This window comes from Hominenteromicrobium mulieris (assembly GCF_046197855.1).
Lineage (GTDB): Bacteria > Bacillota > Clostridia > Oscillospirales > Acutalibacteraceae > Hominenteromicrobium > Hominenteromicrobium mulieris.
In genome coordinates, this window is record NZ_CP173188.1 from 2,528,901 (window position 1) to 2,555,798 (window position 26,898).

29 protein-coding genes, 1 tRNA gene and 1 other annotated feature are annotated in these 26,898 nt (G+C 54.5%); of the genes, 7 read left to right on the forward strand and 23 right to left on the reverse strand.

What is annotated here, in order from left to right; translation table 11 throughout:
* Nucleotides 1-247: 247 nt before the first annotated feature.
* From ACI0CA_RS12595 to ACI0CA_RS12650, 12 genes are all read right to left on the reverse strand, one after another.
* Complete coding sequence (locus tag ACI0CA_RS12595; RefSeq protein ID WP_446806763.1) at nt 248-1,273, reverse strand: hypothetical protein; 1,026 nt, start codon at nt 1,271-1,273, stop codon at nt 248-250.
* A 124-nt stretch (nt 1,274-1,397) separates the two neighbouring features.
* Complete coding sequence (locus ACI0CA_RS12600) at nt 1,398-3,254, reverse strand: ABC transporter ATP-binding protein (protein WP_176820377.1); 1,857 nt, start codon at nt 3,252-3,254, stop codon at nt 1,398-1,400.
* Entirely contained in the window at nt 3,251-5,467 is a 2,217-nt protein-coding gene (locus ACI0CA_RS12605; RefSeq protein WP_446806762.1) for an ABC transporter ATP-binding protein, read from the reverse strand. The genes ACI0CA_RS12600 and ACI0CA_RS12605 overlap by 4 nt, the downstream gene beginning before the upstream one ends.
* The gene (locus ACI0CA_RS12610; RefSeq protein WP_446806761.1) at nt 5,464-5,964 is read right to left on the reverse strand and encodes a MarR family winged helix-turn-helix transcriptional regulator; all 501 of its coding nucleotides are present in this window, start codon (nt 5,962-5,964) and stop codon (nt 5,464-5,466) included. The genes ACI0CA_RS12605 and ACI0CA_RS12610 overlap by 4 nt, the downstream gene beginning before the upstream one ends.
* Nucleotides 5,965-6,240: 276 nt before the next feature.
* Nucleotides 6,241-6,609 (reverse strand): 50S ribosomal protein L7/L12, encoded by a 369-nt coding sequence (gene rplL / locus ACI0CA_RS12615; RefSeq protein WP_176820374.1) that lies wholly within the window; start codon nt 6,607-6,609, stop codon nt 6,241-6,243.
* A gap of 45 nt (nt 6,610-6,654) precedes the next feature.
* Entirely contained in the window at nt 6,655-7,158 is a 504-nt protein-coding gene (gene rplJ, locus ACI0CA_RS12620; RefSeq protein ID WP_176820373.1) for a 50S ribosomal protein L10, read from the reverse strand.
* A 62-nt stretch (nt 7,159-7,220) separates the two neighbouring features.
* Nucleotides 7,221-7,365: a sequence feature (ribosomal protein L10 leader region), on the reverse strand.
* A 52-nt stretch (nt 7,366-7,417) separates the two neighbouring features.
* Nucleotides 7,418-8,110: a 50S ribosomal protein L1 gene (rplA, locus tag ACI0CA_RS12625; protein ID WP_176820372.1), complete on the reverse strand. Its 693-nt coding sequence runs from the start codon at nt 8,108-8,110 to the stop codon at nt 7,418-7,420.
* A 68-nt stretch (nt 8,111-8,178) separates the two neighbouring features.
* Nucleotides 8,179-8,604 (reverse strand): 50S ribosomal protein L11, encoded by a 426-nt coding sequence (gene rplK, locus ACI0CA_RS12630; protein ID WP_176820371.1) that lies wholly within the window; start codon nt 8,602-8,604, stop codon nt 8,179-8,181.
* Nucleotides 8,605-8,723: 119 nt separating this feature from the next.
* Nucleotides 8,724-9,248 (reverse strand): transcription termination/antitermination protein NusG, encoded by a 525-nt coding sequence (gene nusG / locus ACI0CA_RS12635; protein WP_446806760.1) that lies wholly within the window; start codon nt 9,246-9,248, stop codon nt 8,724-8,726.
* 46 nt (nt 9,249-9,294) lie between these two features.
* The gene (gene secE / locus ACI0CA_RS12640) at nt 9,295-9,528 is read right to left on the reverse strand and encodes a preprotein translocase subunit SecE (protein ID WP_176820369.1); all 234 of its coding nucleotides are present in this window, start codon (nt 9,526-9,528) and stop codon (nt 9,295-9,297) included.
* A gap of 16 nt (nt 9,529-9,544) precedes the next feature.
* A complete protein-coding gene (gene rpmG / locus ACI0CA_RS12645) occupies nt 9,545-9,694 on the reverse strand; it encodes a 50S ribosomal protein L33 (RefSeq protein ID WP_176820368.1) in 150 nt (49 codons plus the stop codon).
* 156 nt (nt 9,695-9,850) lie between these two features.
* Nucleotides 9,851-10,645 (reverse strand): DUF7674 family protein, encoded by a 795-nt coding sequence (locus tag ACI0CA_RS12650; protein ID WP_308448915.1) that lies wholly within the window; start codon nt 10,643-10,645, stop codon nt 9,851-9,853.
* A gap of 198 nt (nt 10,646-10,843) precedes the next feature.
* Between ACI0CA_RS12650 and ACI0CA_RS12655 the strand changes: the two genes are divergently transcribed.
* On the forward strand, nt 10,844-11,866 hold the full coding sequence (locus ACI0CA_RS12655; RefSeq protein WP_308448916.1) for an ROK family protein: 1,023 nt from the start codon (nt 10,844-10,846) through the stop codon (nt 11,864-11,866).
* A 294-nt stretch (nt 11,867-12,160) separates the two neighbouring features.
* Here ACI0CA_RS12655 and ACI0CA_RS12660 read toward each other — a convergent pair whose 3' ends face one another.
* Entirely contained in the window at nt 12,161-12,787 is a 627-nt protein-coding gene (locus tag ACI0CA_RS12660; protein WP_308448917.1) for a bifunctional 4-hydroxy-2-oxoglutarate aldolase/2-dehydro-3-deoxy-phosphogluconate aldolase, read from the reverse strand.
* 169 nt (nt 12,788-12,956) lie between these two features.
* Here ACI0CA_RS12660 and ACI0CA_RS12665 point away from each other — a divergent pair, with 169 nt between their 5' ends.
* Both ACI0CA_RS12665 and ACI0CA_RS12670 read left to right on the forward strand, forming a co-directional pair.
* On the forward strand, nt 12,957-13,508 hold the full coding sequence (locus tag ACI0CA_RS12665) for a TetR/AcrR family transcriptional regulator (protein WP_308448918.1): 552 nt from the start codon (nt 12,957-12,959) through the stop codon (nt 13,506-13,508).
* 36 nt (nt 13,509-13,544) lie between these two features.
* Nucleotides 13,545-14,249: a class I SAM-dependent methyltransferase gene (locus ACI0CA_RS12670; protein ID WP_308448919.1), complete on the forward strand. Its 705-nt coding sequence runs from the start codon at nt 13,545-13,547 to the stop codon at nt 14,247-14,249.
* Between the two features lie 194 nt (nt 14,250-14,443).
* Here ACI0CA_RS12670 and pyk read toward each other — a convergent pair whose 3' ends face one another.
* Both pyk and ACI0CA_RS12680 read right to left on the reverse strand, forming a co-directional pair.
* Nucleotides 14,444-16,201, reverse strand: a complete 1,758-nt coding sequence (gene pyk / locus ACI0CA_RS12675) for a pyruvate kinase (protein ID WP_395507334.1) — start codon at nt 16,199-16,201, stop codon at nt 14,444-14,446.
* Nucleotides 16,202-16,328: 127 nt separating this feature from the next.
* On the reverse strand, nt 16,329-19,001 hold the full coding sequence (locus ACI0CA_RS12680; RefSeq protein WP_446806759.1) for a calcium-translocating P-type ATPase, PMCA-type: 2,673 nt from the start codon (nt 18,999-19,001) through the stop codon (nt 16,329-16,331).
* A 143-nt stretch (nt 19,002-19,144) separates the two neighbouring features.
* On the opposite strand from ACI0CA_RS12680, the gene ACI0CA_RS12685 reads away from it, so the two are divergent.
* A complete protein-coding gene (locus ACI0CA_RS12685; RefSeq protein ID WP_417113822.1) occupies nt 19,145-19,708 on the forward strand; it encodes a phosphatase PAP2 family protein in 564 nt (187 codons plus the stop codon).
* A 67-nt stretch (nt 19,709-19,775) separates the two neighbouring features.
* Here ACI0CA_RS12685 and ACI0CA_RS12690 read toward each other — a convergent pair whose 3' ends face one another.
* The 8 genes from ACI0CA_RS12690 to ACI0CA_RS12725 form a co-directional block, all read right to left on the reverse strand.
* On the reverse strand, nt 19,776-20,333 hold the full coding sequence (locus ACI0CA_RS12690; protein WP_316686867.1) for a Sir2 family NAD-dependent protein deacetylase: 558 nt from the start codon (nt 20,331-20,333) through the stop codon (nt 19,776-19,778).
* Nucleotides 20,334-20,414: 81 nt separating this feature from the next.
* Nucleotides 20,415-20,948, reverse strand: a complete 534-nt coding sequence (locus ACI0CA_RS12695) for a 2-oxoacid:acceptor oxidoreductase family protein (RefSeq protein ID WP_446806758.1) — start codon at nt 20,946-20,948, stop codon at nt 20,415-20,417.
* Nucleotides 20,945-21,700 carry a thiamine pyrophosphate-dependent enzyme gene (locus ACI0CA_RS12700; RefSeq protein WP_395507336.1) on the reverse strand — a complete coding sequence of 252 codons (756 nt, stop codon included), beginning with the start codon at nt 21,698-21,700 and terminating at the stop codon, nt 20,945-20,947. The genes ACI0CA_RS12695 and ACI0CA_RS12700 overlap by 4 nt, the downstream gene beginning before the upstream one ends.
* A 19-nt stretch (nt 21,701-21,719) precedes the next feature.
* The gene (locus ACI0CA_RS12705) at nt 21,720-22,775 is read right to left on the reverse strand and encodes a 3-methyl-2-oxobutanoate dehydrogenase subunit VorB (RefSeq protein ID WP_308448923.1); all 1,056 of its coding nucleotides are present in this window, start codon (nt 22,773-22,775) and stop codon (nt 21,720-21,722) included.
* A 17-nt stretch (nt 22,776-22,792) separates the two neighbouring features.
* The gene (locus ACI0CA_RS12710) at nt 22,793-22,999 is read right to left on the reverse strand and encodes a 4Fe-4S dicluster domain-containing protein (RefSeq protein WP_176820002.1); all 207 of its coding nucleotides are present in this window, start codon (nt 22,997-22,999) and stop codon (nt 22,793-22,795) included.
* Nucleotides 23,000-23,017: 18 nt separating this feature from the next.
* A complete protein-coding gene (locus ACI0CA_RS12715; protein ID WP_412330789.1) occupies nt 23,018-23,686 on the reverse strand; it encodes a nucleotide-binding protein in 669 nt (222 codons plus the stop codon).
* A gap of 148 nt (nt 23,687-23,834) precedes the next feature.
* Nucleotides 23,835-24,182, reverse strand: a complete 348-nt coding sequence (locus tag ACI0CA_RS12720; protein WP_308448925.1) for a four helix bundle protein — start codon at nt 24,180-24,182, stop codon at nt 23,835-23,837.
* Between the two features lie 302 nt (nt 24,183-24,484).
* Nucleotides 24,485-24,560, reverse strand: a tRNA-Gly gene (locus ACI0CA_RS12725).
* Between the two features lie 205 nt (nt 24,561-24,765).
* On the opposite strand from ACI0CA_RS12725, the gene ACI0CA_RS12730 reads away from it, so the two are divergent.
* The 3 genes from ACI0CA_RS12730 to thiM all read left to right on the forward strand — a co-directional run bounded on the left by ACI0CA_RS12730 (nt 24,766) and on the right by thiM (nt 26,898).
* Complete coding sequence (locus ACI0CA_RS12730; RefSeq protein WP_308448926.1) at nt 24,766-25,236, forward strand: DUF4870 domain-containing protein; 471 nt, start codon at nt 24,766-24,768, stop codon at nt 25,234-25,236.
* Between the two features lie 341 nt (nt 25,237-25,577).
* Nucleotides 25,578-26,132, forward strand: a complete 555-nt coding sequence (thiW, locus tag ACI0CA_RS12735; RefSeq protein WP_308448927.1) for an energy coupling factor transporter S component ThiW — start codon at nt 25,578-25,580, stop codon at nt 26,130-26,132.
* Complete coding sequence (gene thiM / locus ACI0CA_RS12740; RefSeq protein ID WP_308448928.1) at nt 26,089-26,898, forward strand: hydroxyethylthiazole kinase; 810 nt, start codon at nt 26,089-26,091, stop codon at nt 26,896-26,898. The genes thiW and thiM overlap by 44 nt, the downstream gene beginning before the upstream one ends.

Here is a 26,898-nt window from a genome sequence, read left to right on the forward strand (position 1 = left end):
TTCGTCTTCATAGAGAAGCGACGCAAAAAGTTTTTGATCGACCTTTTTTCAAAAAGGTCGCGGGTTCTTAGGGCAGCGCCCTAAGTCGTCGTCCGCAGACAACGAAATCTATTTGCCTTCCAAAAAATCAGGACGGGAGAGGGAACAGTCCAGTGGACTATTCCCTCGTGGGAGACCCAATTAGGGGGTCTCCCAAAGGACGGCAATACGCCGCCCTTCTTATTATAACCGCTCGGCTTTTCTCGCCTTATTGCTTGCTTTCAAAAAACGCAATAAACCGGTTCCAGTCCTCGCGGCTGAAATAGTGCAGACCGGGGCGGCAGTGATAGCCGATGCGGCCCGCATGCAGGTTAAAATCGTAGTCTTCCGACGTTTCTTCATAGGGAAACGCCTCCTTGTCCCCCGCTGCCGCCGCATAGCAGCTCAAAAGCTCGGACGCGGGGTCTGCCCAGTCGTCGCCCGTCGCAGACGCCACGTATACATAGCGCGGCGCAATGCTCGCGAGTAGGTAGTGCTGGTCAAACGGCAGCGCGTCCGTTTTGCCGACATACTGCCCGAACGATTCGCTGAACCAGAACGGAAACTGCCTATAAATATCGTCAAGCTGCTCGCCTTTTTTGCCGCGGAACAGCGCCGCACCGGCACAGCCGGAATCGTTCGAGTAGCCAAACGCGAAGCGGGTATCCAGCGCAGCAGTGAGCAGTGCCGTTTTGCCGAGACGCGAATGTCCGCACACGATAGATTTTGTACAGTCCAGTCTTTCGTCGTGCTCGGCGTAGTCCATGCAGCGCATTGCCGCCCACGCCCACAGCGCGATTTTACCCGCGTCATGCGGCGCGCGTTTTCCGTTTTCATACAGAACACCCGCAAGGCCGGAGGTGAAGTCGCCGTCGTCGCGCGTCACATCCTCATAGCCGAACGAAAGCACCGCAAAGCCGTTGTCGATGAGCTCCTCCGTCGGCATGTAGCGGTCCGGCACATCGCTTCTGAAGTTGATATGGACAAAAAACGGGTGCGGCCCCTCTGCGGTCGGTACAGCCAAATACACCGGGAACGCGAAATCTTTGCCGTTTACCGCAACGCGAAACGTCAGCTTTTCCAGCGTCGCCTTGCCCGCGCAGAAATTATCCGCAACGCCGGGCTCCGCTTCCCAAACCAACGATTCCGGCGCCTTCGGCAAGCAGCCGTATTCCTCCCACTGCAAAAGCTCCAGCATCTCCGCGCGCGATTTTAAACTCGGCACATTCCTCTTTTTCAGTTCATCCAAAAACATACAAACGCCCCCTTTATGCGGTTATTGTAGCCGTCCTTTTAGGCGTTTGTCAATCTTCAAAACCACCAAAAAAGCTGCCCTCTCTTTGTCAGAGAAGACAGCTTCGTTTTGTTTTACAGGCGTTTTACGCACTTTCCTCTGCGTGCTCGAACTGACTGTTGTAGAGGTTTGCGTAGAAGCCGTTTTTTGCGAGCAATTCTTCATGCGTGCCCTGCTCCACGATGTCGCCGTCCTTCATGCAGAGGATGAGGTCAGCGTTGCGGATTGTCGAGAGGCGGTGCGCGATGATGAAGCTTGTGCGGCCGCGCATCAGGTTATCCATTGCAGTCTGGATGGAAAGCTCGGTGCGCGTATCGACGGAGCTTGTCGCTTCGTCAAGAATCATGATGCGGCTGTCGGACAAAATCGCACGGGCGATGGTGAGCAGCTGCTTTTGTCCCTGCGAGACATTCGTCGCTTCTTCATTGAGGATCGTGTTGTAGCCGTCCGGCAGTGTGCGCACAAAGTGGTCAACCTGCGCCGCTTTTGCCGCCTGAATGACCTCCTCGTCCGTCGCGTCCAAGCGGCCGTAACGGATGTTCTCCATGATGGTGCCGCTGTAAAGCCACGTGTCCTGCAGAACCATGCCGAATTCTTTTCTGAGGTCGCCGCGGGCAAACTCCGTGATGTCCTTGCCGTCAAGGTAGATCCTGCCGGACTTAAGGTCGTGGAAGCGCATGAGAAGCTTTACCATAGTCGTTTTGCCTGCACCCGTCGGGCCGACAATAGCGATCTTCTGGCCCGCTTTCACATCGGCGGAGAAATCGTGGATGACCGTCTCGTCGGTGTCTTCGTAGCCGAAGCAAACGTGGTCAAAGCGGATGTCGCCGCGGATATTGCTGTTTTCCACGGTGTATTTCGGTGTTTTTTCGACGATCTCGGGCTCATCAAGGAAATTGAAAATGCGCTCTGCCGCCGCCATGGTGCGCTGTACCTGACTTGAGATGCTTGCCATCTGGGTGATGGGCTGCGTGAAACTGCGCAGATACTGGATGAACGCCTGAATGCCGCCGATGGTCATGCTGCCGCCTGCCGCCATAGATGCGCCCAAAATGCACACCACAACGTAGCCGAGGTTGCCCACAAAGCCCATGATCGGCTGCATCAGGCCGGAGAGAAACTCCGACTTCCAGCCCGCATTGTAGAGCTTTTCGTTTTCGCACTCGAATTTCTCCATGGAGCGCGCTTCGCCGTTAAACGCCTTCACGACGACGTGCCCGCCGTACATTTCCTCCACGTGGCCGTTCACCGCGCCGAGGTATTCCTGCTGGCCGACGAAATATTTCTGCGAGGATTTCACAATGCGTCCGACAAGCAGCAATGAAATCGGCACGATGCACAGTGCGACAAGCGTCAACTGCCAGCTGATGGAAAGCATCATAATAAGCACGCCGATGATGGAGCACACAGACGTGATAAGCTGCGTGATACTCTGGTTAAGACTCTGGCTGAGCGTATCAACATCGTTCGTGATGCGGGAAAGCACGTCACCCTGACTCGTTTTGTGAAAATACGAGACGGGCAGGCGGTCGATCTTTTCCATAATGGCACGGCGCATGTTGTACGAGACCTTCGCCGAAACGCCGGACATCGTAAAGCCCTGAATGTAGGAGAACAGCGCGCTCAACGCATACAGCCCCACAAGGAACAGTAAAACTTTCGCGATATAGCCAAAGTCAATGCCCTCCGCAGCGCCGGTGATGATGCGCATCAAGCCGGCCGTCAGCTCATCGGTCGCTTTTGCGAGGATCTTCGGGCCGACGATTGTGAACACGGTGGAAAGCGCCGCGAAAATGACGACGATGAGTATTTTAAACTTAAACGGGGAAAGATACGAAATAAGCTTTTTAAAGCTGCCTTTGAAGTCCTTGGCTTTTTCGGTGGGCATCATGCCTCTGCCGGGCCCGTGCGGACGCGGTGCGTTTCTTTTCGGTTCGCTCATGCCAATTCCTCCTTTGAAAGCTGACTTTCCGCGATCTCGCGGTATTCCGGACACGTTTTCAAAAGCTCTTTATGCGTGCCCTTGCCGACGATTTTGCCTTCATCCAGCACAATGATCTGCTCGGCGTTCATGATGGTGGAAACGCGCTGCGCGACGATGAGCACGACAGCGTTTTCCGTGTATTTCGTCAGCGCACGGCGCAGCTTTGCATCCGTTTTGAAATCGAGCGCGGAGAAGCTATCGTCGAAAATATACACCGGCGCTTTTTTCACGAGCGCACGGGCAATGGCAAGACGCTGCTTCTGGCCGCCGGAAACGTTGCTGCCGCCCTGCGCGATGGAGCTTTCCACGCCGTTCGGCAATTCGCTGACAAATTCCGTAGCCTGTGCGCAATCGAGCGCTGCCAGCACCTCGTTCACATCGGCGTCTTCCTTGCCGTACTTGATGTTGGAATCAATTGTGCCGGAGAACAGCATGGCCTTCTGCGGCACGTAGCCGATGTTATCGCGCAGTTCCTTTTGCGAAAGCGTGCGGATATCCTTGCCGTTCAGGTAAACTGCGCCGCCGGTGACATCGTAAAAACGTGGAATGAGGTTGATGAGCGTCGATTTTCCCGCACCCGTCGCGCCGATAAACGCCGTCGTTTGGCCGGGCTTTGCGGTAAACGAAATGTGGCTCAAGGTATCTTCCTCGGCGTTGCCGTAGCGGAAGGAAACGTCGTCAAAACGCAGCTCACCGCTTTCATTACCGAGTGTAACCGGGTTTTCCGGCTCTTTGATGGAAAGCTCCGTCGTCAGCACCTCCTGCACACGGTCTGCGGAAACCATGGCGCGCGGCACCATAATGAAGATCATCGCAATCATCAGGAAAGACATGATGATCTGCATCGTGTACTGGATATACGCCATCATGTCGCCTACCTGCATGGTGGAGTCCGCAATGGCGTGCCCGCCCACCCACATGATGAGCAGCGTAACAAGATTCATGATCAGCATCATGATCGGCATTGTAATGCTCATCACGCGCTGGGTAAAGCGGTTTGTGCGGGTGAGGTCTTCGTTCGCCTTATCGAAGCGCGCCTCCTCGAATTTCTCATTCGTAAACGCACGCACCACGAGCATGCCGCTCAAATTCTCGCGGCTGACGAGGTTTAATCTATCCGTCAAACGCTGCAAGCTCTTGAACTTCGGCATTGCAACGTTTAAAAGCACGATGACAAGGCACAGCAGCACAATGACCGCGAGCGCGATGATCCAGCTTAGCGAAACGCTTTTTTGCAGCGCGAAAATAATGCCGCCCACGCCCATGATCGGCGCGTAGCACATCAAACGCAGGCCCATGGAAATGAGCATCTGCACCTGCGTCACGTCGTTCGTCGTGCGCGTGATGAGTGACGCGGTGGAAAATTTATCGAACTCCGTATTGGAGAAGCTTTCCACTTTTCTAAACACATCGCTGCGCATCTGCTTTGCCACGCCGGACGAAATGCGCGACGCGAAGAAGCCGACGAGCACCGCTGCCAGCACGCCGAGCAGCGCAATGCCGAGCATCTCAAGGCCCTTCATCACAATGTAGCGCATCTGCTTTGCGTCCAAATCGACGCCGAGTTCCTTATAGAACAGCTTTGTAAACGTCGCGCCCACCTGCGAGCCGATCATTGACTGTGCATTTTCGGCAGAATCGATTGCTTCGCTGAACGTCTCTTTCGGCATCTGCTGTAACATGGGGACGATGGCATAAAGCTGACGCATATCCATGTCCTGCACGCCGCTTTCGGTGTCCACCGCCTGGCCGGTCTGCGCGCCGTAATCCTTCAGGAACGTCATGAACGCATACGCCGCTTTACCGTAGGCATCGCCCACCGCCTGCACGTCTGCATCTTCGCTTAAAGCGACCGCATCCATGTCCTTGATATTCTCGTAGGTTTTCGCAAGCTTCGTCTCTTCATCGCTGCCGTGCTCCACGGGCGTGTAGGCGTTTTTGAACGTCCCCGCCTCCGCGTCGTTCATAAACAGCGCCAATAAGTCAACGGCCTGTTGGTTCAAAACCGCAGGTGCAGCCTCATCCACACCGCCAAGCTGAATGCCGGTGTTCACAATGTCGCTCATCAGGTTCGGTAATGTCAAGTCACACATCGCCTGCCCGAAAAGCAGCAGAATGCACGCCAGCACCAGCGCCGCAAACGGCTTTAGGTACGTTTTCAACAATTTCATTCGGTTTTCTCCTTTCTCATCTCCGGGTATCTGCCCGTCTCGGTAAAGTTTTCAAGGTTTCGCCGTATTTGCTCCATGACGCGGCGGAAGACCTGCATGTCTTCCGGGCTGACACCGGCGCACATTTTTTCATAATATTCATGCTTCAGCTCTCTGCATCGCTTAACAGCCGGCTCGGCCTTCGGCAACAAAACCAAATGTACCATGCGACGGTCATTTTGGTCCGGTTTTGTTTCAATCCATCCGCCGCGCACAAGGTGGTCTACCGCCTTACTCATCAACGAGCGCGAAACACCCATGCGCCGCGCAATGCGCCCGGCCGTATCGACCTTTGTTGTGGAAAGGCACATGATTACACCGGATTCCACCGCGGAAAGGTCTTCATCCGCCAGCACCTTGCGCAGCTCCGTATGGATGATGCGCGCGATCTGCGTTAAGTGCTCCGCAAGCCCGTCGTGAAACGGCACGGCCGTACACGCTTGCTCGTCTTGCTTCATTCCTCGCACCTCCTGTTGCTTACTGCTGAACATCGCCAAAAGTTCTCAACGATGTCCATTTCCAAAAAACAGTTTAAAACTGAATTGTTCATTTTTGAACTGTTAAGGAATGAACATATTATAGACCGATAAAAACAAAAAAGCAATGACTATTTTGTGAATAAAGATGCCAAATTATATTTCAGAAAACCATATAGCCGAAAAGAAAAAAGACCCGCAAACACAGCGAACTGCATTTGCGGATCTTGAATCAGACAATTATAAGGTGAAGCTAAATTACTTCAGCTCGACCTCAGCGCCAGCCTCGGTGAGCTTCGTCTTAAGAGCCTCAGCGTCGTCCTTGGAAACGCCTTCCTTAATGGTCTTCGGAGCCTCGTCAACCATAGCCTTAGCTTCCTTCAGGCCCAGGCCGGTAGCTTCCTTAACAACCTTGATAACGTTGATCTTGTTTGCGCCAGCAGACTTCAGAACAACGTCGAACTCGGTCTTCTCTTCAGCAGCCGGAGCAGCAGCGCCAGCGCCAGCGACCATAACCGGAGCAGCAGCGGAAACGCCGAACTCCTCTTCGATAGCCTTGACCAGCTCGTTGAGCTCGAGAACGGTCATGGACTTGATTTCTTCAACAAACTTTGCGATATCAGCCATTGTAATATCCTCCTAAAATTTAAATTTGAAAATTATCCTGCAAACTTATGCAGTTTCCTGAGCCTTTGCAACTTCACTAAGTGCAATAGCAAGACCACGCGGGCCGGATACGAGAACGCTAAGCAGCATCTGAACAAGACCTTCCTTGCTCGGGAGATCTGCGATTGCAGCGATCTCTGCCGGAGACATGACCTTACCGTCCATGTAGCCGGACTTAATCACGAACTTACCGTCGGAATCCTTTGCAAACTTGTTCAGGATTCTTGCCGGAGCGATCTGATCCTCGTGGGAAACAGCCAGAGCGGTTGTGCCTTCGAGAACCTCGGACATACCCTCGATCTCGGTGCCTTCGATAGCACGCTTGAGAAGAGTATTCTTAACGACAGTGTACTCAACGCCGGCTTCACGCAGTTCCTTACGGAGCTTTGTGTCGGCCTCTGCAGTGATACCCTTGTAGTCTACGACAACACCGGATACGCTGTTAGCGACCTTATCCTTCAGCTGAGCAACAATTGCCTGCTTTGTTTCCAAAACGCTTTTACTGGGCAAAATATTCACCTCGCCTTTCAGTTATGATTTGGAAAAGCGCCAAAATGAACGATTTTCCTCGGTGCGAAAACTAAAAATGCCTTCCCACTTACCGCAGGAAGGCATAAAAAGTACAAAGTAACTTTTCCGCTCCCTCGGCAGGCGGTAAAACCTTTCAGCCCGGAAAACCGGTGCACCTGCTGTCTTAGGTAAACAGCTTTGTAATTATAGCATGGCAGAAGAACTCTGTCAAGCCTTAAATTTAAGATTCAGACGAATCTTAACCAACCTTGTTCGGGTTGATCTTTACGCCCGGGCCCATCGTTGCAGCAACAACGCAGGAACGGATGTACTGGCCCTTAGCAGCAGCCGGCTTTGCCTTGTTGATGGCTTCCAGCAGCGTGTTGAAGTTTTCCGTCAGCTTCTCTGTGCCAAAGGAAATCTTGCCGATCGGGCAGTGGATGATGTTGGTCTTGTCGAGACGATACTCGATCTTACCGGCCTTCGCTTCGGTGATTGCACGTGCAATGTCCGGAGCAACAGTGCCGGCCTTCGGGTTCGGCATGAGGCCGCGCGGGCCGAGGATCTTACCGAGACGGCCAACCATACCCATCATATCCGGGGTCGTGATGAGGACGTCAAAATCCATCCAGCCTTCGGACTGGATCTTCTGGATCATATCATTGCCGCCGACGAATTCAGCACCGGCTGCACGAGCCTCGTCTTCCTTCTCCGGCTTGCAGATTGCGAGCACGCGGACGGTCTTGCCCGTGCCGTGCGGCAGGACGATAGCACCGCGGACCTGCTGGTCTGCATGACGGCCGTCAACGCCCAGCTTTACGTGGACTTCAACGGTTTCGTCGAACTTTGCTGTACCAGTCTTGACACAGAGGTCAAGCGCTTCCTGCGTATCATAAAGGCGGCTGCGCTCGATGAGCTTTGCGCCATCGACATACTTTTTACCGTGTTTCATTCATGTTCCTCCTAAAGTGGTAGATATCGGATTCTCAGAGAGTTTCCTCCCACCCGGGTAAAATCAAATCAATCGACTACTTCGATGCCCATGCTGCGTGCAGTACCGGCGATCATGCTCATAGCACTCTCGATGGATGCAGCGTTGAGATCAGGCATTTTCTGCTCGGCGATCTTCTTTACCTGCTCGCGGGTAATCTTTGCGACCTTTGTCTTGTTCGGTGTGCCCGAAGCTGTTTCGATGCCGCAAGCCTTCTTAATAAGAACTGCTGCAGGCGGCGTCTTTGTTACAAAGGTAAAGGAACGGTCTGCGTATACTGTGATGACGACCGGGATGATAAGACCAGCGTCGCCCTTGGTGCGCTCGTTAAATTCCTTTGTAAATGCCATGATGTTAACACCGTGCTGACCGAGAGCCGGACCAACCGGTGGTGCCGGGGTAGCTTTACCGGCAGGTATCTGGAGCTTAATAAAGCCCGTAACCTTCTGAGCCATTTGTTTGCACCTCCAAAATTCGTGGTTGATGGCGGAACGTCCGTGAAAATTCAGGCGTTCCTCCCACAGGGGGACGTATCCCCCTCAATAAAAAGCGGATTACCGCAATTTACCGTGTGTTATTCCACCGGCTCCGCCTGGTCAAGTTCCAGGTCAACCGGGGTTTCACGTCCGAACATCGAAACCATGACGCGAATGTGGTTCTTGTCCACATCAATCTCTTCCACTGTTCCGATAAAGCCCTCAAGCGGGCCGTCGGTAATCTGGACGCTGTCACCGACATTGTAGGAGACTTCGACATTCCTCGTCTCCACACCGAGTCGCTCCACTTCTTCATCCGTGAGCGGAATCGGCTTGGAAGACGGGCCGACGAAGCCCGTGCAGCCGCGGATATTGCGAACCGCGTACCACGATTCATCCGTGAGGATCATCTTTACAATGACGTAACCCGGAAAAATCTTGCGTTCCACTTCCTTGGTCCTGCCGTTTGCGGCAACTTCTGTGACCTTTTCGGTGGGTACGCGAATCTCAAAAATCAAATTCTGTAAAGAGTGGTTTTCCACCGTCTTCTCCAGATTTGACGCAACCTTGTTCTCATACCCGGAATAGGTATGAACCACATACCATTTTGCTTCGTCCGACATTTCGATTCCTCCGCTTCTCAAATAAACGCGTGATCATTCACGCTGCTTATTTCGCCACTTGCATGACGAGACCCAGCAAATTCATGAAGACGGTATCCAGCAGGAAAATGAAGAGACCAAGCAGGATGATCGTCGCAAGAACGACACCCACATTTTTGAAAACGTTCTTCGGCGTAGGCCAAACGATCTTTTTGATCTCGCCCTTGCAGTCGCGGAAAAACTTTCCCGCTTTCTTCGTAAAGCGAACAAAGCCGTTTTCTTTTTTTGCTTTTTCGGCCATAACTTCGTTCCTCGCTTTACTTCGTCTCTCTGTGGAGCGTGTGCTTCTTGCAGAATCTGCAGTACTTGTTCATCTCAAGTCTGTCGGGATCATTCTTCTTGTTCTTCTTTGTGTTGTAGTTGCGCTGTTTGCATTCAGTGCAAGCTAAAACGACCTTTACTCTCATGACGGCACCTCCCGTTTTACGGAAAAAATTTGGGATGTTCTCCCAGCCTCCCTCAAAATTTGGGCGCAAAAAAATAGCCCCCAACTTGAGGTATACCTATAATAGCATAGGATATACGCCGCTGTCAAGAGCTATTTTGAGATTTTATGCGGTTTTTCAGTTGCTCAGGCGTGCCTCCACCTTTTTGCCCTTCTTCTTTTCCTTTTCGGGCTTGATGTTCTTGCCGATGAGTTTTCTGGAGTGCTTATACACCTTCTGCAGGTCGCAGCCGTCCGTAAAGTTCGCGATGATATTGTTGATGGCCGCCTCGTCCTTAATATTATTCAGAACGCCGAACTGAATGACTGCACGGGTGTCCATATCACCCGCGGCGTACATGTCGCAGAAAATGGTGCACATGCGCTTCATGGGCTCGCTGTCCTTATAGTTCTTCGCAAGATTCTCGCACTTCGGCGCAACCTTCTCAGCAGCAAACAGTGCCGTGCGCACCTGACCGTACACGATGCGTTCCTCGTTCATTTCGTCGCGCAGCTCCGGGAACACCGGCACCAAGCGGTTGAGAAAGAACTGCGGATCCGCGTTGTTCTCTTCGTCCTTCTTGCGGCGCTTCTTCGCGGTCTGCACGAGCTCGCGGCGCTTAGAGCCCTGCACGAGCTCAAGAAAGTCGTTCGCGATGCTCTCCGCGTCCTGCATGGTGTTTTCGCCTTCATCGAACAGCCACATGGAAAGCTGACGCCAGTCGCCCGGCTCCTTCGGGGTCTTCATCGTCGCGCTGCGCAGCACAAAGCGCCGCTGCTTCGTCTCATAGAAAAGGCCGTAGGCCACTTCGCCCGTCGTAAACATCACGCCGCGGCCGTTGTCGGTCTCCAGCGCCACAGCTTCGCCAAAGCCCTGCTCATTTAACGCTGCCTGCAATTTTTTCTGTATCAGTTCAAAAGCTTTCTGCTCCAAGTTATGATCACTCCGTTACATTAGTAATTTAGAGTATAGCACAGTTTTCGCGCATTGTCTATGAAAAATCCATGAATTCCCGGAAACTTATTTTTGTCGGAACATAAATCCATTGCCATCGTGCATTTTATATGCTAATATAGGCTCGTATTGAAAATATGCGGGCTCGGCCCGCAACAGAAATGAAGGAAAACGATTATGACAGAACACGGCGGCGCTGCCGCTTTAAAACAGAATAACCTCGCCGCTCTGCGCAGCGCGCTGTACCACACGGATTTCGCCACAAAAAAAGAGCTTGCCGAGCAATGCAGGTTAAGCCTTGCGGCCTGTACGGCGCTCCTCGGCGAGATGATCGACGACGGACAGGTGCTGGAGCTCGCCTTTGCCGCATCGAACGGCGGCCGTCCCGCGCGCCGCTTTTCCATCAACCCGAACTACGCGCACATTTTGTGCCTGTATACCGCTAATAACGACGTGGAAAGGAGCGGCATCGCCCTGCGCGTGTGCGATTTGAAGGGAAACAGCTTGCAGGAAAAATTCTGCCCGCTCAACGACATTCTGCCGGAGGACCTCACGCTGTTCATCACACAGATGGTGCAGGCAGATCCGCTCATCCGCGCAGTCGGCATCGGCATTTCCGGCGTCACCGACCGCGAAGGCGCCATTGAATCCCTTGCGTTCCCGGCATTAAACGGCTTCAACCCGAAAAAGGTACTCGAAGAACAGCTCGGCATCACGGTCATCACGGAAAACGACATGCACTTCACGTCCTACGGCTTTTACGTGCGCAACCCCTGCGACCACCCGTACTCCCTTTCCGTTCTCTACTGGCCGAGCCACCGCAGCGCCGGTGCGGGCACCGTGGTAGACGGACACATCATCGTCGGCAGTACAAAATATGCGGGCGAGCTCATCAGTCTGCCGCTCATCAACTCCACCGCTACAAAAGTCGAGACCGTCTCGCGCATGATTCACGGCGAGAATATCGTGCCGCTGATGCAGACCGCCGCCGTGTGCACCATTGCACTTTTGAACCCGGACATCCTCTTCCTCACCGGCTCTGCCACCTTGAACGTGCGCGAAAAAGACATCATCGATTACTGCAAGCAGAGCATCCCGGAAAACCACATGCCCGTTTTCCGTATGCAGGCGGACATCCACGAGGAATACATGACCGGTATCTTCTCTCTGACGCGTCAGGCTTTGAAATTCAAACATTGAGCCTCTTTTTGAAATGTACAGACAACGCCCTTTAAAATTTCCTAAATCTCGCAAAAACTTTTCTGCTGCTTTTTTGCAAAATGTTTAAAAAGGGGCTTTACAAACGGAAGCGAATGTGATAAGATACCTTTTGTCAGAAAGTGACGAAAGTGTCCGATCCAAAAGGGATGAAGGACAACGGGGAGTTTATACGGGCGCGACACGCTGGGGATTTGCCCACACCGCACCCATAAATGAAGAAGACAGGACAAAGCGTTTTCAGATGCGCTTTGTCCTGTTTTTCGTTTTACAAAATCATTTCTTTACAATCTGTGCCGCTTCGCGTGCCAGCGCCTCAATGGCGTCAAAATCTCCGGCGTCCAACAGCTTACCCGGTACCATCCAACTGCCGCCGCAGCACAGCACGTTCGGCAGCGCAAGGTACTCCGCCGCGTTCTGCGCGCTGATACCGCCGGTGGGCATGAATTTCATATTGCCGTAAGGACCGCCGAGGGCCTTCAGCATTTTCACGCCGCCCACAACCTCCGCCGGGAACAGCTTCACAAAATCGAGTCCCATGCGCATGCAGGCTTCCACCTCCGTCGGTGTCGCGCAGCCGGGGATGACCGGCACACGGTGCGCAATGCACCAGCGCACGACCTCCGGGTTCGTGCCCGGACTGATAATCGCGGAAGCGCCCGCCTTCACGGCGCGCTCTGCGGTCTTTACGTTCAAAACCGTACCGGCGCACACGCACACGTCCGGCACCTCTACCTTAATACGGCGAATGGCTTCCTCCGCCGCGTCTGTGCGGAACGTCACCTCCGCCGCGGGCAGCCCGCCTTTTTTCAGCGCCAGCGCCAGCGGCACTGCTTTTTCCGCATCGTTGATCTGAATAACGGGGATAATCCCGATCGATTTTAACGTTTCCCGAAAATTCATAGAACACCCTCCCGGTGATTTTCTTCAGTTCATTGTATCATGCGCCGCAAAACTTTGCAATATATCCCCATTTCAAAAGAATTCCGTTTTATTTCAAATTTGCGCTTGACAAATTAAATAACATCAGATATTTTATCCTCATCAGCTGAACCACACCCGGGAGGAAACTATGGCAAGAACACCGCACATCACGGCGGAAATGCTGCTTGAGGCAGGCGCCGCCATCACACTGGAAAAAGGCGCAGATGCACTCAATGTCCGCAGCGTCGCCGCTAAACTCAATTGCTCCGTGCAGCCCGTTTTCCGCAACTTCGGCAGCATGGAAACTTTCCGCCGCGCCGTCATCGAATATTTAGACGGCACGTATCAATCCTTCATCGCGCAGTATCTCGATAAATCGGACTACCTGTTCACGATCAGCCTTGCGCACATTCTGCTCGCCCGCGACAGGCGCAATCTGTTCGGCGTCCTGTTTTTATCGAACGAATACGGCAGCCGCACCGTGCCGCAGATCATCTCAAGCCCGTGGAACCGCGAGGCCATCGACTGCACGGCGGTGCAGTACGGGCTCACGGTAAAGGAAGCCGAAGCCGTTTATCGCGATGTGCGGTTTTACACGTTCGGCATCGCCGAAGCGCTGTATGCGGGCTCGCTTATCGCGGAGGAAGATGAGCTGCGGCAGCTGCTGCGCGGCGCCATCCGCAAATTCTGCGCAAAATAACGCGGTGTTCTCATTTAAAGAATTTGGAGAAAAAACATGGTCATCAACGCACAAAACAAAGAAAAATATTTGGAAGACTTAAAAAATTGGCTTTGCGAGCTCGAAAGCGCCCCGCTTGAAGAAATGGGCGCGTTTTTCCGCAAGCGCCTGCCGGAATACGAAGCACGCATGACGAAATTCTGGGGCGAAGACTACAAGCAGTTCGCACGCGCCGTGCCGCAAAGCGCCAAGCGCATTTTAGACCTCGGCTGCGGCACGGGATTGGAGCTCGACGCGCTCTACAATTTGCGCGCGGATATTTCCGTCATCGGCATTGACCTTTCGCCCGATATGCTCGACGCCCTCATGAAAAAGCATGGGGATAAAGACCTCACGCTGCTGTGCGGCAGCTACTTTGCCGTGCCGTTCCCCGGTGCGTTCGACGCCGTCATCTCGTTTGAATCGCTGCACCACTTTCTGCCGGAGAAAAAGAGTCGGCTCTTCAAACGCATCTATGACTGTCTCACGCCCGGCGGCATGTTTGTAAACGGCGATTACTTCGCCTGCTGTGACGAAGAAGAAAACCTGCTGCGCGAAACGTGGAGCCGCAAGCGCCGCGAAGAAAACATTCCCGACGACACATTCGTCCACTTCGACATTCCGCTCACAAAAGAACACGAAGCTGCACTGTTAAAAGAAGTCGGCTTCACCGTCACGGTGGAAAACGGTAACGATTGTTCGATTATAAAAGCGGTGAAATAACGCACAGCGAAGCGGCGAATAAAGTTTTTGATCCAACTTTTTTCAAAAAGTTGGCGGGGTCTCGGGGCAAAGCCCTGAGGCGCGCTCCGCAGGAAACCCAGTTGCATGGGTTTCCTGATAGGCGGTCAAAAGACCGGCCTATTTAAAGCGCCGCACCCACGTTTTCCTGCGTGAGTGCGGCGTTGCTATTCGTTTTACTTTTCCGCGCTCGGTGCACTGACGCTGAAAATCGCACCTCTAACGCCGTCCAGCTTCACGGTTGTGCCGGAGCGCAGCAGGTCGGTCGCGTGCGCCGCGCCGACGATGGCCGGTTTATCCAGCGCCATGGCGGCGATGGCTGCGTGAGAGTTCACACCGTCCATTTCCGTCACAATACCCGAAGCTTGACGGATCAGCGGCATCGTTGCGTTTGTGGTCTTCGGCAGCACCAGAATATCGCCCCTGCGGAACTTCTGCAGCGCTTCCTCCTCCGTTTTGCACACGCACAGCGGGCCGCAGGTACTCAGCTCGTTCACAACGGTGCCGGAGACAAGCACGTCGCCCACAAGGTGTACCTTCAACATGTTCGTCGTGCCGGAAATGCCCAGCGGGATACCCGCCGTGATAACGGCAATGTCGCCCGCCTGCACAAGCCCGTGCTCCTCCGCAACTGCAACAATGTGCTCAAACAGCTCGTCGGTGCTGGTCTTTTCCTCCAGCATCACGGGGATTACGCCCCAGGAAAGGCCCATCTGGTTCAGTACCTTGCGGTCGGTCGTGCCGCTGATGATTGGGCACGCCGGGCGGAATTTCGAAATCATGCGCGCCGTAAAGCCTGTTTTCGATACGGTCATGATGGCCACCGCACCGAGGTCGTGCGCCGTCGTGCACGTTGCGTGCGAAATGGCAGAGGTCACGTCCTTTTGCACCGGCACATCCCACTGCTCCAGCTGACGCACGTAGTCGATGTCGTTTTCGGTGCGCTCCGCAATGCGGACCATCGTGCGCACGGCCTCCACCGGGTACGCGCCTGCGGCCGTCTCGCCGCTCAGCATAATGGCGCTCGTGCCGTCGTAGATCGCGTTCGCCACGTCGGTCGCCTCCGCACGCGTCGGGCGCGGATTCTTGATCATGGAGTCGAGCATCTGCGTCGCCGTAATGACCTGCTTGCCGGCGACATACGCTTTGTGAATGAGCTGCTTTTGCAGCACCGGGATTTCCTCCATCGGGATCTCGACGCCAAGGTCGCCGCGCGCCACCATAATGCCGTCCGAAACGCGGATGATGTCGTCGATGTTCTCCACGCCGTCCGTGTTCTCAATCTTCGCGATGATGCGAATGTCGCGGCAGTTGTTTTTTTCAAGCTCGTTGCGGATCATCACAATATCCTCTGCCGAGCGCGTGAACGAGGCGGCGATAAACTCAAAATCTTCCTTCACGCAGAATTCAAGATCTGCGCGGTCTTTTTCGCTGATATACGGCATGGAAAGCGTCACGCCCGGCACATTGATGCCCTTATAAGACGTGATGGGGCCGTCATTCAAAAGGCGGCACTCAATGTCCGTGTCTGTCACCTTTTCCACGATCATTTCAATGAGGCCGTCGTCGATGAGGATATGCGAGCCGCGGTGTACGTCCTTCGGCAGGTCCTTAAACGTGATAGAGCAGCCTTCCGCGTCGCCGGGGCGCTCGTTCGTCGTCAGTGTGTACTTCTGCCCGTGGGTCAGCATCACCTTTTCGGCAAACTTCCCCGTGCGGATCTCCGGGCCCTTCGTGTCGAGCAGAATGGCGACCGGCACGTCAAGCTCTTTTCGCAGCTTTTTCACCATATCGGCGCGGCGCTTTTGCTCCTCATGCGTGCCGTGCGACATATTCAGGCGCGCCACGTTCATGCCGCTCAAAATCAGCTCGCGCAGCACAGCCTCGTCATCGGTAGAAGGACCCAGCGTACATACGATCTTGGTTTTTCTCATCTATATCGACCCCTTTCATTTTCGCAGACTCCATGGCCTGCACATCAGTGTGGGCTATTTTTTCTTATTATAGCTGAAAAAAGAAAGGGAAGTCAATATGACGGCTAATAATTAAAAAAGTAACAGGCTACTTGTTGAAAATGACTCGCTTTTTCACACCGGAAGTCATATTTTTCACTTTTGCCGTGCGAGAAAGTATCCTTTTCTGCATTTCGCAGATCGGCAGAGGCAGCAAAGCAAGGATTGCCACGATGCCCCACTGTGTCAAGGTCAGCGGTACGGAGCCAAACAGCGCCGCCGCTTGCGGAAACACGACCACGCCCGCCATCAATGCCGAGCAAATCAAAAACGATACGTTCAGCCCCCGGTTTTTAAACATGCCGCGTCCCAAAACCGGCCCCGTACTGCGCATATTATAGCTGTGCACGAGCTGCGAAAGGCTTAGGACCGCAAACGCCATCGTGCGCCCCACGGCGGGCTGCATGGGATCGGCGTCAAAAAACACGCGTCCCACCGTGAACGCCAAAAGCGCCAGCGCGCCGATCATCATACCCTCCGCCGCCATTGCAAAACCGAGCCCGTTTGAAAACGCACTGCTGTCCCGCGCGGTAGGCGGGCGGCGCATCACGTCGCCCTGCGGCGGGTCACTGCCCAGTGCCAGCGCAGGCAAAGAGTCCGTCACAAGGTTCACCCATAATAATTGCGCCGGCAAAAGCGGCGTCGGCGTGCGCAGCAAAAACGACACAAGCACCACCAAGATCTCGCCGATGTTGCACGACATCAAAAAATGGATGGTCTTGCGGATGTTGCCGTACACCGTCCGCCCCTCCCGCACGGCGGAAACAATCGTCGCAAAGTTGTCGTCCGTCAATACCATGTCGGCGGCGTTTTTCGCGACCTCCGTGCCGTTTTTGCCCATCGCGCAGCCGATGTCCGCCGCTTTCAGGGCAGGCGCGTCGTTCACACCGTCGCCCGTCATCGCCGTGACGAGCTTCAGCCTGCGAAACGCCTTGATAATGCGCATTTTGTGCGCCGGAGAGACCCGCGCGTACACGGAACACATCTGCACCGTCTGCAAAAGCGCGTCGTCCGAAAGGCTTTCCAGCTCCGTACCCGTCATCACAGCTTTATTTTCAATGCCGAGCCGCCCGGCAATGGCTGAGGCCGTAGCGGGTTGGTCGCCGGTGATCATCACGGGGCGAATGCCCGCACGCTTGCACTCGGAAACCGCCTCCGCCGCCTCCGGGCGCGGGGGATCCTCCAGCCCGATAAGTCCCAAAAAGCACAGCCCGCTTTCCGCCGCATCGTCCGTCTCGGGGCAAGCTTCCGCGCGCTTTTCCGCTGCCGCCAGAACACGCAGCGCGTCGTTTGCCATGTCGCGGTTTTTTGCGCTCAGTGCCGCCCGCATCTCGGGTGTTAACGTAACGTTCCTCCCGTTTAAAAGCACATACGTACAGCGCGGTAAAATCGCCTCCGGCGCGCCCTTTGTGATGACCCTGTATCCGCCCTCTGTTCGCAGTACGACTGTCATACGGCGGCGTTCTGCCGTAAACGGCACCTCAGCCGCTTTCACGCGCTGCTTTTGCAGACGCTCCCAGTCCGATACCGCCGCAACAATCGCCGTTTCGGTCGGATCACCGAGCAGCTTCTCGTCGCTGCCCTCCACGCTCGTGCACAGCGCCGCCGCAGATAACAAAGCGTCTTTATCCCGTCCGTTCAGCTCGCCCGCCGCACCCGCACAGCGCACTACCGTCATTTTGTTCTGCGTCAGCGTGCCGGTTTTGTCGGAGCAAATGACCTCGCAGCTGCCAAGCGTTTCCACGGCAGGCAAATGCCGAATGATGGCTCGCTTTGCCGCCATGCGCCGCACGCCGAGCGCCAAGACAATCGTCACCACGGCAGGCAGGCCCTCGGGTATCGCCGCCACCGCAAGGCTGATGGAGATCATGAACATTTCAAGCGGTTCTGCCTTTTGGATAAGCCCGATCAAAAAAATCACCGCACATATCCCAAGCACCAAAAGCCCGATGAGCTTGCCCGTGCGCCGCAGCCGCAGCTTTAACGGCGTGTCGGGTGTTTCTTCGTCGCCGAGCATCGCCGCAATGCGACCCATTTCGGTTTGCATGCCCGTTGCGGTCACAATGCCCACGCCCTGCCCGGCAGAAATGCCCGTGCCGGAAAACAGCATGTTTTTGCGCTCCGCCGCGCCGCACGTTTCGTCACATACCGCATTCGCACTCTTGCCGCTCGGCACGGATTCCCCCGTCAGCGCGCTTTCCTCGGCCTGCAAATGCATGCTCTCCAAAAGCCGCAGGTCGGCGGGCACCACGTCTCCCGCGCGGATATATACGACGTCCCCCGGCACGAGTGCTTCGGCGGAAAGGACCGCGCGTTTGCCGTCCCGCAGCACATCGGCGTGCGGCGCAGAAAGCGTGCGCAACGCTTCCAACGCCCGTTCTGCCTTCGCCTCCTGCACCGTGCCGACGAACGCGTTCGCAATGACGATGCCCAAAATCAGCAACGGGTCGGCCAGATTCGCTTCCCCCTGCATGCACGAGACGGCAAACGACACTGCCGACGCGATGAGCAGAATGAGCACCATAAAATCGCCGAACTGCAACATAAATTTCTTTGCGAAGCTCGTTTTCTTCCCCTTTTGCAGCCGATTCTCACCGTAAACGCCGAGCCGCTTTTTCGCTTCGGATCCGCTCAGTCCACGCCCCGCGTCGCTTTGAAGGGTTTTCACAGCCGCCTCCGCCGTCATGGCATAGAATTTTGCTTCCGCTATGGGTTTTGACATTTTCCTGCCCCCTTTTCCGGTAATTCTATGCGCGGGCGCGTCCGTTTAGAATTTTGAAAGAATTCTTTCATAGAAATCCACTGGCATTTTTAGAAAAATTGCAGTATACTATAATTCAATCAAAGCATTGGAGGTTTACTAAGATGAGTTTTCCCGGCATCCCGTCGCTTGACGCCGCCGTCATGGCCTTTATACAGACGCACTTTCATAATACCGTGACCGATACGGTCTTCCCCATCATCACATCGCTCGGCGAAGCGGGCATTGGGTGGATCGTCCTTTCGCTCGTTTTGCTCTGCTTTAAAAAAACGCGCCGCACCGGTGGTTTGGTGCTTATCGCCATGACGGTCACGCTGCTTTTCGGCGAGCTGACGCTGAAAAACATCATCTGCCGCCTACGCCCGTGCAACGTGTTCACGAATTTTCCGATGCTCATCGCGCGCCCCACGTCCTATTCGTTCCCCTCGGGCCACACATCGTCAAGCTTTGCCGCAGCGCTTATTTTGACGCTCCGCCACAAAAAAGTCGGCTGGCTCGCGTACATTCCGGCAGTGCTCATCGCGTTCTCCCGCATTTTTCTTTTTGTCCACTACCCTACCGATGTCCTCGCCGGCATCCTCCTCGGCACCATCGCCGCCCTCCTCACCTATTTTGCCGCCAAGGCGATTCAAAAACGGCAGGCAGAGAAGCGCACGGCACAAATTTGAACCGTTTATTTCGACCGATAAAAGCAGCGCGCAGGTTTCACAGCCTACGCGCTTTTTCTATCTCTGTTCAGTTCTTTCTTGTCAATTCTTCCAACACTTTCCGTACATTATGTGCGGCGTCTTCCTGAATCTCAATGACCTTTGCACCGGCGTGCTTTGCTACGTCCCGCAGGTCGCACGCGATGGCGGTGTGGTACGAACAGCCGATGACAAGGAACACGTCGCCGGGCTTTAATTCAGCCGTCCTTTCGTATGCTTTCACATAGTTCGGCGCGGGGTCACCGTACAGCACGGGCTTATTATAAAGCGCCCACGCCTTGTCCATTTCGTCGTCCTCCGGCAGGCCGCCGTGCAGCTCCAGTGCGTCGCTGCCCGCTTTTTTATGCAGCCCGTCAATGTTCATCGTGATGACCGGCACCTTGTATTCCGCCAGTGCAAAATGCGCGTCGTTCGGCTCCGCGCCGTTCATATTCGCTTTCAATTCGCGAATGACCTCGTTATACGCCTCGTGGTGATGCTCCGCGAACGTGCGGAACAGCTTTTCGCGCACGTCGGGTCGCTCCATAAACGTCGGAATGTTGCTCTGCTTGCTGATGCCCGCGCCCGTAAACGCCAGAATTTTCATAAAGACCGCCTCCTTGGCTCTCAATTTAAAGGAACGGCGCAGATTTTAAGCCTGCGCCGTTCTTTTTATATAAATTCAATTTTACTGCGCTTTGCCGATCTCCAAGGCTTTTCTATTGAAACCGAGCATATCCGCTTTTCTTGCGGGAATACACTTTTGCAGCGCTTTATCGAGCGTTTCTTCCGTGCAGAACGCAAGCTCCTTGCGCAGCTTGCCGACCAAGATGATGTTCGCAAGGCCTTTCAGACCGTTTTCCTCCGCCAGTTTTGATGCCGGGACATAGAAAACGGTCACGTCGTCGCGCTCTACACGCTCGTCGATGAGACTGCTGTCGAGTAAGATCATGCCGCCGGGCTCGACCTCGTTCACGAACTTATTGAGCGACGGGCGGTTCATGGCGATGAGCACGTTCGGATTCGTCACAAGCGGCGAGCCGATGGGTTCATCGGAGAGACAAATGCTGCAATTCGCGGTGCCGCCGCGCATCTCCGGGCCGTAGGACGGCAGCCAAGAGAGCTCCCTGCCCTCGATGAGGCCTGCATACGCCACAACTTTACCGGCGAACAAAATGCCCTGACCGCCGAAACCGGCAAAAACGATGTTCAAGTCTTTCATTTCAGCCTGTCCCCCTTTGTGCCGTCTTTATACACGCCGAGCGGGTAGTACGGAACCATGTTCTTTTCGAGCCAATCAAGCGCCTCAACCGGCGACATGCCCCAGTTCGTCGGGCAGGTGGAAAGCACCTCTACAATGGAGTAGCCTTTACCCTCAATCTGGTTCTGGAACGCCTTTTTGATTGCCTTTTTTGCGATATTGACATTCTTCACGTTATCGACGGTCACGCGCTGTGCAAGCGCCACGCCGTCCAGTGTGGAGAGCATTTCGCAAATGCGCACCGGGTAACCTGCCGTGTTGACATCACGGCCGTACGGGGTGGTCTGCGTGACCTGATTCGGCAGGGATGTCGGCGCCATCTGGCCGCCTGTCATGCCGTAAATTGCATTGTTTACAAAGATAACGGTGATGTTTTCGCCGCGCGTTGCCGCGTGGACGGTCTCCGCCGTACCGATGGCCGCAAGGTCGCCGTCGCCCTGATAGGTAAATACAACGTCCTCCGGTCTTGCACGCTTGATGCCCGTCGCAACCGCCTGGGCTCTGCCGTGCGGCGCCTGCACCATGTCGCAGGTGAAATAATCGTAGCACATAACGGAGCAGCCGACCGAGGCCACACCGACCGTTTTGCCGTCAATGCCGAGTTCTTCTATCGCTTCCGCAACAAGGCGGTGAATGATGCCGTGCGTACAGCCGGGGCAATAATGCAGCGGCGCGTCTGTTAACGTAGACGGCTTTTTAAATACAACTGCCATTTGATTCTATCCTTTCGCCTTATTTCAAAAGTTTATCGATCTCGCCTAAAATTTCCTTCGGGGTGGGAATCACACCGCCGGTGCGGCCGTAGAAGTGCACCGGCACACGGCACTCTGCCGCAAGACGCACATCGTCTACCATCTGGCCCATGCTCATCTCCACAACGAGCAGCTCTTTGGCGTGATCTGCCGCGCGCTTGATTGCGTCCTTCGGGAACGGCCACAGCGTGATGGGACGAATTAAACCGACCTTCTTGCCGGCTTCACGCGCCTTATTCACGGCGCTGCGCGCCACACGGCTCGATGCGCCGTAAGCGACGACGATGACATCCGCGTCCTCCGTGCGGTATTCCTCCGCACGCTGCTCCTTTTCTTCGACGATCTTATAGCGCTCGTAGCGGGCACGCACAAGGTCTTCAAGGGCGTTCGGCGTAAGGTAAAGGGAGTTGATGATGTTGTGCTCTCTTTTATTTTCGTGGCCGCAGGCTGCCCACGGCTTTTCGGGAAGCTTTCTGTCTTTGTGCTCCGGCAGCTCCACCGGCTCCATCATCTGGCCCAGCATGCCGTCTGCAAGGATCATCGCGGGCATGCGGTATTCGTCGGCTTTATCGAATGCGTCGGAAACGAGGTCGACCATTTCCTGCACCGTGGACGGCGCGAAAACGAGAATCTGGAAGTCACCGTGGCCGAGGGCTTTCGTCGCCTGCCAGTAATCGGACTGTGAGGGCTGAATGCCGCCGAGGCCCGGGCCGCCGCGCTGCACGTTGATGATGAGCGCCGGCAAGTCGGAGCCTGCCATATAGGAAATGCCTTCGCCCTTAAGGCTGATGCCGGGCGAGCTTGAAGACGTCATGGCGCGCACGCCGGCCGCAGCCGCACCCAGCACCATATTGACCGCCGCAATTTCCGATTCAGCCTGCAAATATGTACCGCCGATCTTCGGCATACGCTTTGCCATATAAGCCGCAAGCTCTGTTTGCGGTGTGATGGGATAGCCGAAGAAATGATGACATCCCGCCTGAATAGCGGCTTCGGCCAGGGCTTCGTTGCCCTTCATCAAAACTTTTTCTGCCATAGTTTTTAACTCCTCTCTCAGCGTTCCACCGTGATCGCCGAATCCGGGCACATAGTCGCGCATGCCGCACAGCCCACGCACGCTGCCTCATCGGTCAGCTCTGCGGGGTGATAGCCCTTCGCGTTCAAACGATCCTTCGCGAGCGCGATGATCTTTTTCGGACACGCGTGAATGCACATGGAGCAGCCTTTACATACTTTTTCGTCTACAATGATCCTTGCCATTCGGTTTCCTCCTTTATCCTACTCGGTTTCGTCCTCCCAGACGAAACGTACATATCGCTTTACCGCTTTAAATCCCTCGGGCAGTGTGTTTTCCACCGCAAAATCCGGCACGGTGGAATAGAGAAGCGGCAGATGGCATAATTCTGCGGCTTTTTTCGCAAACGGCACAGCATTAAGCACCGTTTGCATATCGGTCTGCACAGCGAGGTTTGAATTGTTCACGACCGCCGTCGCTTTCAGGTGCGATGCCGTTTCGATCTCCCGAAGGAGCGGAAGCGTTTCTTCCGGCTTTGTGGAAAGCACGCGGTACCGGTTTACGACGTACAGCATCTCGTACCCGGCAGTCTCGATTTGCCGATGCAGCTGCCCGAGCGCCGTAGCGCCCACGTCGTCACCGCCCGCATCGATAAAAATATCGGCGTTCTCCATATTAAAGATGGAGAAAATCTCCGGCGGCAGCACAGGGGTATCGAGCGTTGTGTTCGCGAACACCGGCGCGATGAGCTCCACGCCGAGTTTTTTGAGCAGCGCGGAATAATCCGACGAGCGGAAATACGGGTTCACGACGTCCATATCGACAACAACGCTGCGTCTGCCGCGCTGCGCCGCCTCTGCTGCCAAATTCAGCACGAGATTGGTCTTTCCGCAGCCGTAATGCCCGCAAATGACCGTAATGGAGCTTTTCATGCGCTCACCCTTTCTTCTATAAATAAAGCGGTCCGGTACTCATCATCATACCACCGGACCGCCAAAAAATCAACCTTTCCCGCCGACTTCGCCGCTTTATTCATAAATTTTTATAAGTCTTACAAAATGTGGGATTCGTGAAAATCTTTTAGGCTTTCGGTTCTTTGGCGGTGTTGATGGAAGAAATCAGCATTCTTCGGATGGTGCCGCATAAGGTATACAACTCCCGCGCCGCCTCTCTGCCCAAAATATCGGATTTCACAAATATCTCTATCCAATACTCCGTTTCATAACACTCTTTGAGCGCGATTTGCAGCTTTGCAATGAAGTCCGCTTTTCCGTGCGCATAGTTCGCTTCCCGAATATTCGCACCGATGGAAGTTGCGGAGCGCTCAAGCTGATTAACGATAGACCGATGCCCGTGGATCGTTTCAGTTAACTTTATCGCCTTGACCGCAAAGTCCGTCGATAGGTCGCGCAATTTGGATTCTGACACGCTATCACCTTCCTTTTTAGGAAAGTATAGCATAACTTTAGCGATGAGAAATATATTTAAAGGAAATTTAGAAATTTTCAGAAGTTTTTTAGTGAAATATTTTGCTGATGCAAAATGTGAAATAATGCTAACGCATTGTGAAATTTGATGCCAGCATCAAGTGAAATGAAATAAATCCACGCACGCCCGCAGGCATTTCACACGCCATAGGCGTATTTCACGTGCGAAGCACATTTCACAAATCCGGCAGGATTTATTTCGTTGAAAAAGAGACCTGACACATTGTGTCAGGTCTCTTTTTCTGGAGCGGACGACGAGGCTCGAACTCGCTACCTCCACCTTGGCAAGGTGGCGCTCTACCAGATGAGCTACGTCCGCATTTCGGATTTCGTGTCACTTGTTTCGCAACGTGATTTATTATAACGGAGATGACCCGATTTGTCAAGCCTATTTTTGAATTTTTCCGACTTTTTTCGTAAATGCTTGCAATCCGTGAAAAAACTGCTATACTTTATGCAATGATTTTCGGCAGCACTGTGCGAATACGGAGCTGCTTTCTGTTATTTTAGAAGGAGTTATGTTTATGTATTGTAAAACCTGCCGTCAACCGCTGCCTCACGATGCCCGCCGCTGCCCAAACTGCGGCGCACCTGTTGAAAACACCGTTTTGCAAAGCGGCGCACGGGATTTCACCGCCGACTACGACCCGCGCGACATTCAGGAGAATCGCGGCTGGGGCATTCTTTCCTACCTCGGCTTTTTGGTACTCATCCCCATTTTCGCTGCGCGCAACTCGTATTTTGCGCGTTTTCACGCAAACCAGGGGCTTGTGCTGTTTCTTTTCCACGCGTGCTATTCGGTGCTGACGCGCATCATCACGAACATCTTAAACCTCGCGCTCGGCTTTATACCGTTTGTGCCGGGCATGATCTCCGCCGCGCTGCAATTTATCGGCATCATCTTCTTTGTGCTGATGATCCTCGGCATCGCAAACGCCGCTTCCGGCAAAGTAAAGGAGCTGCCGTTCATCGGCCGTATTCGCCTTTTGAAATAACCGTACATAGCAAAATTGCCCTGCGGGATTTTCTTTCGCAGGGTATTTTTATACGCGAATTTCGCAAAACCGTTGCGCATAAAGTCGATATATGCTATACTGCGTAAGGAAAAATTCAGCGTTCGGCGGATTTTAATCAAGCGGCAGCGCGGGGGAGCGCCCGATTTGCCGTGCCGGACTGCTTTCACATAGCGATGGGACTCCGTGTTTCGGATTGAGAGGAAGCAATTGAGCTTCGACCGCCCGGCCTGAATTTACATTCGAGCGCGCTTCGCTATGTGCATTTGTGCGCCTCTTTTAAATATGGGTCGGAAACGCTTATATTTAGAGAGGTACAAAAAATGAAAAGAGAACACATTCTGAAAATGGTCATGCTTGCAATGCTCGTCGCCATCGGCGTCGTCATTTCGCCGATTTTGCGCGTGGAGGGCATGTGCCCCATGGCGCATCTCATCAACATTGTCTGCTCCGTTTTCCTCGGTCCATGGTATTCCCTGCTGTGCGCCACGCTTATCGGCATCATTCGCATGACGCTGATGGGCATTCCGCCGCTTGCCTTAACCGGCGCGGTGTTCGGCGCGTTTCTTTCCGGCGTATTTTACCGCCTTTCGGGCGGCAAGATCCTTTGCGCAGTGCTCGGCGAAGTGTTCGGCACCGGCGTCATCGGCGCGCTGGCTTCTTATCCGGTGATGACGTACATCGTCGGGCGCGAGGGGTTGACATGGGCTTTTTATATTCCGTCGTTCATCGGCGGCACGCTGATCGGCGGCTTCATTGCGTTCGTGTTCCTCATGGCGCTGCGCCGCAACGGACTGCTTGCAAAATTCCAGCATGATTTGGGGGCGAAGGTCTATGACACCACAGCTGCAAAACGCGCTGCTCAAAGCACGAAATGATCTGCGCGAGACGGCGCCGCTCATCCACTGCATCACGAATCCGATTGCGATTAACGACTGCGCGAACGGGATTCTCGCCGTGGGCGGAAAGCCTATCATGGCGGAGCATCCCGACGAGGTGGAGGAAATCACGTGCATAGCGGGAGCGCTCGGCGTAAACATCGGCAACATCACAGACGCGCGCCGCACCTCCGTTTTGACGAGTGCCAAGGCGGCGAAAACGGCCGGTGTGCCGATCTCTTTTGACGCGGTGGGCGTGACGTGCAGCGCCCTGCGCCGCGACCTGACGCACACGCTGCTGCGCGAGGCTTGCCCGGAAATTTTGAAGGGCAACGACGCGGAGATTCGCGCCATTGCGGGCGCGCATTTTGAAAGTCGCGGCATTGATGTTTTACGGACAAACACGGCGGAAACGATTGAAATTGCAAAAATGCTCGCCTCTACCCTGCACTGCGTGGTGCTCGTCACCGGCAAAACGGACATTATCACAAACGGCGAAACAACTGAGCTGTGCGAAAACGGCACACCACGCCTGTCGCTCGTCACCGGCACGGGCTGCATGGTACACGCGTTGTGCGCTTCATACAGCGCCGTGACGGATCCGTTTACGGCTGCGGTTTTAGCCGTTTCCACCATGGGCATTTGCGGCGAGCTGGCCGAACGGAAATCCGAGGGGCTCGGGTCGTTCCGCATTGCGCTTTTGGACGCACTTTCGCTGCTTTCGGACGATGATTACACGCGTTTATTACAGCTGCGCGAAGTTTAA